The following is a 5,816-nucleotide window of genomic DNA, read 5'->3' on the forward strand; positions in this document are numbered from 1 at the left end:
GGTAACGAGATCGTCTTCGGCAAGCGCGGCACATGGGCCGAGCTCGCCCGCTATGTGAAGCTGACGCGCGAGCGCGTGCCGGACCTGCCGATCACCGTGTCGGAGCCCTTCGCGCAATTTCTCGAAAGCGATTCCAGCGACGTCCGCGACGACCTCGATTTCCTGCTGGTGAACGTCCATCCGGTCTTCGAAAGCTGGTTCAAGACGGCCGGTCCCGACAACTGGGCCGATTTCGACGTGAAGATCGTCGACAAGCTCGCCGGTGTCTTCTGCGGGCCGATCCTGATCAAGGAAACCGGCCTTCCCACCGGCCCGGCCGAGATGGGTTATGACGAGGGCAAGCAGGCCGCCTTCTGGCGGGCGCTCGAACGCCAGATGCCGCCGTCGAAATCCCATGCCTTCAGCTATTTCGCCGCCTTCGACGCCCCCTGGCGGACGCAGGACTTCAACCCCGTCGCCGGCCACCACCCCGAAGAAGCCTTCTGGGGCCTCTTCACGGAGGACCGCAAGCCCAAGCCCGCGATCGAGGATTTGAAGACGCTGCCCCAATAGCCTCAATAATTCCGTGTCATCCCGGCGAAAGCCGGGATCCATCGGCCTCTCGACAATCACGTCGGTCGCTGCGGAAAGTGGATATGCGAGTGGGTCCCGGCTTTCGCCGGGATGACACCATTTTTCTTTTGTCTCGCGGGCTTTCACTCTCTCCCCTATGGTCTCGGCCCAAAAGCCGGGGAGGGGACCCATGACCGCATTGACCATCGAGGAGCGCCGCCTCTTTGCGCGCGCCAGCCGCCGGATCATCCCGCTGATGATCCTGCTCTACATGGTGAGCTTCCTCGACCGTGTGAATGTCGGCTTCGCGGCGCTGACCATGAATGCCGATCTCGGTTTCTCGCCCGCCGTCTTCGGCTGGGGCGTCGGCATTTTCTTCATCGGCTATTTCATTTTCGAAATCCCCTCGAACGTCGTCATCGAGAAGGTCGGCGCGCGCATCTGGATCTGCCGCATCATGCTGACCTGGGGGCTGATCTCCGGCGCCATGGCCTTCATCCACAGCGAGACGAGCTTCTATGTGCTGCGCTTTCTTCTCGGCGCCGCCGAAGCGGGCTTCGCGCCCGGCATGATCCTTTATCTCACCTACTGGTTCCCGGCGGAGCTGCGCGCGAAATACTACGGCACCTATTTCATCGCGATCCCGCTCGCCAGCGTCATCGGCGCGCCGGTCTCGGCCTATCTCCTCGGCTTCGACGGCCATCTCGGGATGAAGGGCTGGCAATGGATGTTCATCCTCGAAGCCGCGCCCGCGATCCTGCTTGGGCTGGCCGTGCTCTGGCTGCTGCCCGACGGTCCGACGAAAGCCCGCTGGCTCAGCGACGACGAGAAGGCGCGCATCGCCGCCTGCCTGAAGCGCGACCGCGAGGCGACGCATGCGACCGACGCCCACCATGCGCTCTGGCCGGCGCTGCGCGATCCGCGCGTGCTCCTGATGGCCGCGATCTATTTCGGCATCGTCATCGGCCTCTACGGCATCAGCCTCTGGCTGCCGCAGATGGTGAAGGGCATGGGCTTCACCAATCATCAGGTGGGCTGGATCGTCTCCGCCACCTATGTCGTCGCCGCCATCGCGATGCCGCTCTGGGGCTGGTCGTCGGACCGCGCGCAGGAGCGCATCTGGCATACGGCGATTGCGTCCTTTATCGGCGCCATCGGTTTCGTCGGCGGCGCGTATCTCCATTCGCCCGCGCTCGTCATCCTCTCGCTCGGTCTCGCCGCCATCGGCACCTATGTCGCCATCGTACCCTTCTGGGCGCTCCCGCCGACCTTCCTCGGCGGCACGGCGGCGGCGGCCGGCATCGCCCTTATCAACTCGACGGGCAATCTCGGCGGCTTCGTCGGCCCTTCCATCGTCGGCTGGGTCAAGGACACGACGCAGAGCTATTCGGCCGGCATGCTGGCGCTCGCCGTCGCGCTCGTCGCCGCCGGGCTGCTGACGCTGCTCGTGCGCCTGCAACTGACGCGGCGCGGCGCCTCCGTCACGAGGGTTGCTTGACCCGCGGCTTCTCGTCGAGCGGAACGACTTCCGCCGCCTTCTGGAAAGCGGGCCGCGCGGAGAGCCGCGCATAATAGTCGGTCACGCGTGGGAACGGATCGATCGGAATGAAGCCCTTCGCGAGATGAATGCTGTAGCCGACATTGGTGTCGACGGCGGAAAAGCCGCTCGCCAGAAGATAGTCACGGGTTTCGAGCCGCCGGTCGATCACCTGCAGCGCCTTTTCGAGCCGCTTCGACTCGAGCTTCTGCACGGTGGGCGAGCGCTCCTCTTTCGCCACGAAGACCTTCTGCTGCACGAGGCTCGCGCCGTGGACGGCGACCGTCTCGGCATAATGCAGCCATTGCAGCCATTCGACGCGCTCGGGGTCGCCCGGCGCGCGGCCGAGCCCCTTGTCGTCATAGGTCTCGCAGAGATATTGCGTGATCGCGCCGGACTCGATGATCGCGGTCTCCCCGTCGACGAGGCAGGGCACGCGGCCGAGCGGCGACAGGGCGAGATACTCCGGCGCGCGCAGATGCTCGAGGCTGAAGGGCATCGAGACGAGCTCGAAATCGAGCCCCAGTTCGTAAAGCAGCCAGAGCGAACGCATGGAGCGCGAGCCGCCGACATGATAAAGCTTGAGCATTGTTCCACCCCGGTCCGATTTTTTTGCCATTTCGCCCGAGATGAAGCCCCCCGGCAAGAGCGGAAGATGAAAACGGCTGCAACATGTCTCGCCCTCGTGCTTCTTCTCGTGGCTGACCTTGCGTCGGCGCGGGCGGATGCGGCATCTCGTCCTCGGCGGGTCGTCTCGATCAACCTCTGCTCGGACGTGCTGGCGCTGGAACTCGCCGATTCCGGCACCGTCAAATCCGTCTTTCGCGTCTCCGCCGATCCGGAGGATTCGCCCGTCGCCGACCTCGCGAAGAAGATTCCGCTCAACAATGCGACGGCGGAGGAGATCCTGGCGGCGAAGCCCGACCTCGTCCTCGCGCATCGTTATTCGTCGTCCTTCACGCTGGCCCTTCTCGCCCGCGCCCATGTGCCCGTCGTGCAGGTGAAGGACGCCGACAGTTTCGAGGACATTCGCGACAATGTGCGCGCCGTTGCGGCGGCGCTCGGCCATCCCGAAAAGGGCGAGGCCTGGATCGCGCGCTTCGACGCCTCGCTCGCGGCCTCGAAGCGCGCGGCTCCCGCGCATCCCCTGCGCGCCGTCATCTATCAGGATCTCGGCGGCGCGGCGGCGGCGAACACGATCCTCGGCGCGCTGCTCGAACATGCGGGCTTCGAGAATGTCGTGAAGGCCTCGTCGAGCGGCGGCTTCGTCAATCTCTCGATCGAGGATCTGATCGAGAAACGACCCGACTTCGTCGCCGTCGGCATCTACCGCGCGAAGGAGCCCTCGCTCGCCCATGCGCTGCTCGCCCATCCGGCGCTCGCCGAATATGTCCGCCGCCATGCCCGCGCCGTCGATCTGCCGGCGAAGCTCTGGACCTGCGGCACGCCCTTCATCACCGAAATCGCCGACCGGCTCGCCGCCGCCCGCGACGGTTTCGACACGCCCGGAAAACAGGCGAGGGTGAATTGATGCGGCGGCACAGCTATCTCCTCGTCAATCTCGGGCTTGCTCTCGCCGCCGCGATCTTCTTTCTGGCGTCGATCTATGTCGGGCGCGGCGGCGAGCTTCTTCTGGCAAAGCTCCATGCAACCGATGGAACGGACCGCGCGCTCGCCTGGCTGATCCTCGAGGAGGTGCGTCTGCCGCGCGCGCTGCTCGGTCTCCTCGTCGGCGCGACGCTCGGCCTCACCGGCGCGGCGCTGCAAGGGCTCCTGCGCAACCCGTTGGCCGAGCCCGGCCTCATCGGCGCGTCCTCCGGCGCGGCGCTCGGCGCGGTGCTCGTCTTCTATTTCGGTTTGGCCTCAGGCACCGCCATGCTCGTGCCCTTTGGCGGCGTCGCGGGCGCGCTCGTCGCGCTCGGCATTCTCTATTTGCTCGCCGGTCGCGATCCGTCGATCACGACGCTCGTTCTCGCCGGCGTCGCGATCTCGGCTTTCACCTCGGCGCTGACCTCGCTCGCCCTCAGCCTCGCGGCCTCGCCTTATGCGATCTATGAAATCATCTTCTGGCTGCTCGGCTCTTTCACCGACCGCAGCATGGATCAGGTCCGCTTCGCCGCGCCCTTCATGCTGCTGGGTGCCGTGCTCGTCGCTTCGACGGGGCGCGGGCTCGATGCACTGACGCTTGGCGAGGACACGGCGGCGACCCTCGGTTTCAATCAACCGTCGCTGAAGGCCCGCGCCGTCCTCGGCACCGGCCTCGCCGTCGGCGCCGCCGTCTCGGTCACGGGCGTCATCGGCTTTGTCGGCCTCGTCGTGCCCCATCTCGTCCGGCCTCTGGTGGGCCATCAGCCGGGCAGGCTCCTGCTGCCGAGCGCGCTGGCGGGCGCCGCGCTGCTTCTCGCCGCCGATCTTCTCGTGCGCCTGCCGACGGGCGGGCCGGAGCCGAAGCTCGGCGTCGTGACGTCGCTGATCGGTGCGCCTTTCTTTCTGTGGCTGATCCTGCGCACAAGGCGGGAGGCGCCCTGATGAAGCTCCGCGTCGAAAATCTCCGCGCCTCTCTCGGCGGCGCTCGCGTATTGCGGGGGCCTTCCTTTGAGGTGGAAGGTCCGAGCTTCATCGGCCTCGTCGGCCCGAACGGCGCCGGAAAGACGACGCTGGTGCGCGCCATCGCCGGCCTCATTCCCTTCGAAGGGGACATCTCGCTCGGCGGCATTTCGGTCGATGCGATCGAGGCTCGCGCCCGCGCGCGTAAAATCGCCTATCTCGCGCAGGGCGCCGAAAGCCATTGGCCGTTGACGGCCGAACGTCTCGTCGCCCTCGGCCGCCTGCCGCACCTCGAACCTTTTCGGGCGCCGCAGCCGGCCGATGAAGAGGCGATCGAACATGCGATGGAGCTCGCCGACGTCGCGCAGTTCCGTCATCGCGACGTGCTGACATTGTCCGGTGGCGAACGCGCCCGCGTCCTGCTCGCCCGCGCGCTGGCGGTCGAAGCAAATCTTCTGCTGGTCGACGAGCCGGTCTCCTCGCTCGATCCCTATCACCAGCTCGGCGTCATGGACGTACTGCGCGCCTATGTGGATCGCGGCCGCATGGTGATCGCGGTCCTCCACGATCTCTCGCTCGCCGCGCGTTTCTGCGATCGCCTGATCCTGCTCGACGAAGGCGTCATCCACGCCGACGGTTCGCCGGCGCAAGTGCTGACGCCCGAAACGCTCCGCGCCGTCTACCGCGTCGAGGCGCAGATCGGCGGCGAGGGACGGAGCTTCTTCGTGCAGCCGATGAAAAGGGTGGAATAGGGTAAGAGACCCCGTGCTTTTTCCCAATTCGTCATGGCCGGGCTTGGCCCGGCCATCCACGTCTTCCCTTGCTTCGACAGGAAAGACGTGGATACGCGGCCTCCTTGAATTAAAGGAGGGCCCGCGCATGACGTAAAAGTGGCGAGGTGAGCCCTCACTCCGCCGCGACGTAGTTCCCGACCTTCTGGCCGAAATTCACCGTCTTCAGATACTCGATGCCTTCCTCGGCGATCGCGTCGCCGACCATCTCGTCGCCTTCGCTGCGGAGCTCTTCCATATCGACATAAACGGCATAGAAGGCCTTGGTGCGGTCGGTGATGATGCCGCCCTTGAGGAGCGTCTTGATCAACACGCGGAAGATATTCGTGCTGCTCTTCATCGCCTTGCGCCGCACCTCGTCGGTCCGCGCCGCGATGAGCTGCGCCTGG

The 5,816-nt window shown here is 65.8% G+C and carries 6 protein-coding genes and 1 pseudogene; 5 read left to right on the plus strand and 2 right to left on the minus strand.

Annotated features, from left to right (window positions below):
- A partial coding sequence (locus VMR03_RS04070; RefSeq protein WP_325402547.1) for a hypothetical protein occupies nucleotides 1-552 on the plus strand: 552 nt, incomplete at its 5' end.
- Nucleotides 553-742: 190 nt separating this feature from the next.
- Nucleotides 743-2,050 carry an MFS transporter gene (locus VMR03_RS04075; protein WP_325402549.1) on the plus strand — a complete coding sequence of 436 codons (1,308 nt, stop codon included), beginning with the start codon at nucleotides 743-745 and terminating at the stop codon, nucleotides 2,048-2,050.
- Here VMR03_RS04075 and VMR03_RS04080 read toward each other — a convergent pair.
- Nucleotides 2,034-2,678, minus strand: coding sequence for a glutathione S-transferase family protein (locus tag VMR03_RS04080; RefSeq protein ID WP_325402551.1), 645 nt, complete (start codon nucleotides 2,676-2,678; stop codon nucleotides 2,034-2,036). The two genes, VMR03_RS04075 and VMR03_RS04080, sit on opposite strands and share 17 nt — an antisense overlap.
- A 66-nt stretch (nucleotides 2,679-2,744) precedes the next feature.
- On the opposite strand from VMR03_RS04080, the gene VMR03_RS04085 reads away from it, so the two are divergent.
- The 3 genes from VMR03_RS04085 to VMR03_RS04095 are packed head-to-tail and all read left to right on the plus strand — an operon-like array spanning nucleotide 2,745 to nucleotide 5,388.
- Nucleotides 2,745-3,620 (plus strand): ABC transporter substrate-binding protein, encoded by an 876-nt coding sequence (locus VMR03_RS04085; RefSeq protein ID WP_325402553.1) that lies wholly within the window; start codon nucleotides 2,745-2,747, stop codon nucleotides 3,618-3,620.
- Nucleotides 3,617-4,618 carry an iron ABC transporter permease gene (locus VMR03_RS04090; protein WP_325402555.1) on the plus strand — a complete coding sequence of 334 codons (1,002 nt, stop codon included), beginning with the start codon at nucleotides 3,617-3,619 and terminating at the stop codon, nucleotides 4,616-4,618. Before VMR03_RS04085 ends, VMR03_RS04090 begins: the two co-directional genes overlap by 4 nt.
- Complete coding sequence (locus tag VMR03_RS04095) at nucleotides 4,615-5,388, plus strand: ABC transporter ATP-binding protein (protein WP_414693144.1); 774 nt, start codon at nucleotides 4,615-4,617, stop codon at nucleotides 5,386-5,388. The genes VMR03_RS04090 and VMR03_RS04095 overlap by 4 nt, the downstream gene beginning before the upstream one ends.
- Nucleotides 5,389-5,542: 154 nt before the next feature.
- Here the strand turns inward: VMR03_RS04095 and VMR03_RS04100 are convergent.
- A pseudogene (locus tag VMR03_RS04100) lies at nucleotides 5,543-5,816 on the minus strand (ferritin-like domain-containing protein); the annotation flags it as partial.

Source organism: Parvibaculum sp. (assembly GCF_035511255.1).
In the GTDB taxonomy this organism is placed as follows: Bacteria; Pseudomonadota; Alphaproteobacteria; order Parvibaculales; family Parvibaculaceae; genus Parvibaculum.

Bases quoted from the DNA above. Each gene is read 5' to 3' on its own strand.
- VMR03_RS04075 (WP_325402549.1), top strand. From the start codon at position 743: ATGACCGCATTGACCATCGAGGAGCGCCGCCTCTTTGCGCGCGCCAGC.
- VMR03_RS04080 (WP_325402551.1), bottom strand. From the start codon at position 2,678: ATGCTCAAGCTTTATCATGTCGGCGGCTCGCGCTCCATGCGTTCGCTC.
- VMR03_RS04085 (WP_325402553.1), top strand. From the start codon at position 2,745: ATGAAAACGGCTGCAACATGTCTCGCCCTCGTGCTTCTTCTCGTGGCT.